The following is a 2,486-nucleotide window of genomic DNA, read 5'->3' as shown; positions in this document are numbered from 1 at the left end:
TTATTTACTGAGAAAACTAGGTCAGATCCTCATCCAAACTACGGCATATATTGACCAACTCTCTCACGGACAGTTTAGCGGTAATATCAATATCAGCTCACGACTATCAGAAGTACAGACACTCCATTTATCAATTGAAAGGCTACAGGCTTTCTTCAGTAAACTCCTAAACGAGATACGAACTGAGACAGATAATCTCAAACAACTACAAAACAATGCCATTCAAGAAGCAGGGCAACTTGAAAGCACAGTAAACCAACAACAGTCAGCAACTGAAAGTGCAGTAGTACAGATCACGCAGCTTAACGGCTCATTTATGGAAGTGGCAACCAGAGCAAGCCAAACAAGCTCAGCCACACAGGACGCAGCACAGCTAGCGGTTACCGGATACGAGAGAATAAAAGAGACGGGAAATCACATCGATCAGTTAAATATGGAAATTGCTGCAACCTCGGATTCACTAAATGCACTGCAAGAGGACTCAATCGCAATTCAAAATGTGCTTGGCGTCATTCAAGGCTTCGCCGAACAAACTAACCTATTAGCACTTAACGCCGCTATCGAGGCAGCACGCGCCGGCGATACAGGCCGGGGCTTTGCTGTAGTAGCAGACGAGGTTCGCAATCTGGCAGCAAACACTGCTAGATCTGCTGACGAGATCCAAACAATCATCAATCGACTAAGCAGCACAACAGAACAAACCGTCTCTAAAATGAGCGTTCAGCAGCAAGCAGCTCTGGATACAGTCGAACTCGCTAAGGAAGCGCAACAAGCAATTAAAGTTATCAGAAATTCTATCAGTGATATTAATGACATGAGTGTTTTAATTGCATCTTCAACCGAAGAGCAAACATCTGTTACATCTGAAATTGCGGGAACCATCGAAACAACAAATTCACTCACTAAATACACAAGCGCTGCGGCAGAGACCAACAAGAAGCAAGCAGAACAACTGTCACACGCCAGTGAAAAACTGACAACTCTTATAGCTCAGCTCCACTAAAAGCCCACCGCTTATTCTCTAGCACAAAAAACCCGGCATCAGCCGGGTTTTCTTTATCCCTATAAATCCACAGCTATTTTTTGGAAAAACTACTCCAATCCTGCAAGCCCTGCTGCAAAGCCTTATCCATAAAACCATCTGCAATCATCTCATGAACAGCCTTCGCTAAAGCGCCACGTAACTGACCTGAGTTACATTTCGACTTATGCGAAACGGTAAGGTATAGCCCTTCACTACTGATAGGAGGATCTAAAATATCCAACTCTTTAAACCCAAGCAGATCTGCATAAGCCAGCCCCGGGTTCTTTTCATATAGAGCATATTCCGCACGGCCTCGATTAATCATTTTGAAAGCCTGCTCCAAAGAAGCAACATACATTAGATCCAACTTCTCTTTTGCAAACACATCGAAGCTTTGTCCAAAACTGTTATTAATAACAGTTACCCCTGAGTGCGAAATAAGATCTTCGTTACCGGCGAAGGAAAAATCGCCACCTTTTTTCTTCCAGACAACACTTGTTGTGTTTAAAAAAGCCGGATAAACATAATCCATATATTGAATACGCGGGATAGTGAAAAACGCTCCCGCCATCAAATCGATACGCCCAGTTCTCAGCATGTCTTGGGCTCTAGCCCAAGAGCCCACATCCTGTAGTTGAATAGTAATACCCAAGCGTTTGGACAACTCATCAATGATTAAGCGATTTGCACCGAGCAAAGCCTTAGTACCATCTTCTGCACGCCATAAATAAGGCGGATACTCTGAATTGCCAGTAGCCGTCAGCTTTTTACACTGTTCTACCGCCACCGTCGGCATTGATAGCCCTACAGCCAACACACCCAAGAGAGATATTACAAAGCGCTTCAGTTTCAACATCATAACCAGCCTTATCCAGACAAACCTAAGTCGGTATCAAGCAGTATAGATATCCATAGCGAAATCGATCAAGTTTTGAAGAGGCAATATAAGAAGAATTGAAAGTAAACTTAAAGAATAGGGAATGAAATTCCATACTCAGCAGATAAAAGCCCCGCTCGGTAGTGAAGTACACATGGGACTAAACGGCAGGAGGCCGTTTTGCACAGCCTTTAGGCTGCCTGAAAGGCGATGCCTGCTGAGTTCCAGACCAACTGAAGTAGGCGTAAGGAGCAATGACCTACAATAAGTTGAAAGCTGCGCTTCCACTCGCTTCGCGACGCCTTCGGCGCTTTAACCTGGCACCTGCGGCGCATCGGTTGTTTGTATGCCCCTTGGGTACACATGATCCCTTTGCAGTAACAATAGATCACCGGTTCAATAACGAAAAAACCCCTACCGCGTCAGCGATAGGGGTTCTTCGTAATTAAATGCTTGGCGATGACCTACTCTCACATGGGGAAGCCCCACACTACCATCGGCGATGTTGCGTTTCACGTCTGAGTTCGGGATGGATTCAGGTGGTTCCACAACTCTATGGTCGCCAAGCAAAACTGTTACAACTCG

General features: G+C 45.0%; 2 protein-coding genes and 1 rRNA gene. 1 reads left to right on the top strand and 2 read right to left on the bottom strand.

Annotated features, from left to right (window positions below):
- Nucleotides 1–1,003: methyl-accepting chemotaxis protein (locus GY843_RS00415; RefSeq protein ID WP_297305746.1), on the top strand; the 1,003-nt coding region annotated here is incomplete at its 5' end.
- A 73-nt stretch (nt 1,004–1,076) separates the two neighbouring features.
- Here the strand turns inward: GY843_RS00415 and GY843_RS00410 are convergent.
- Both GY843_RS00410 and rrf read right to left on the bottom strand, forming a co-directional pair.
- Nucleotides 1,077–1,883: an ABC transporter substrate-binding protein gene (locus GY843_RS00410; RefSeq protein WP_297305745.1), complete on the bottom strand. Its 807-nt coding sequence runs from the start codon at nt 1,881–1,883 to the stop codon at nt 1,077–1,079.
- Nucleotides 1,884–2,352: 469 nt separating this feature from the next.
- Nucleotides 2,353–2,468, bottom strand: a 5S ribosomal RNA gene (gene rrf / locus GY843_RS00405).
- Nucleotides 2,469–2,486: the final 18 nt, after the last annotated feature.

The sequence above is a fragment of the Neptuniibacter sp. genome, assembly GCF_024231755.1.
Lineage (GTDB): Bacteria > Pseudomonadota > Gammaproteobacteria > Pseudomonadales > Balneatricaceae > Neptuniibacter.
This window is presented reverse-complemented; position numbering and strand designations above follow the sequence as displayed.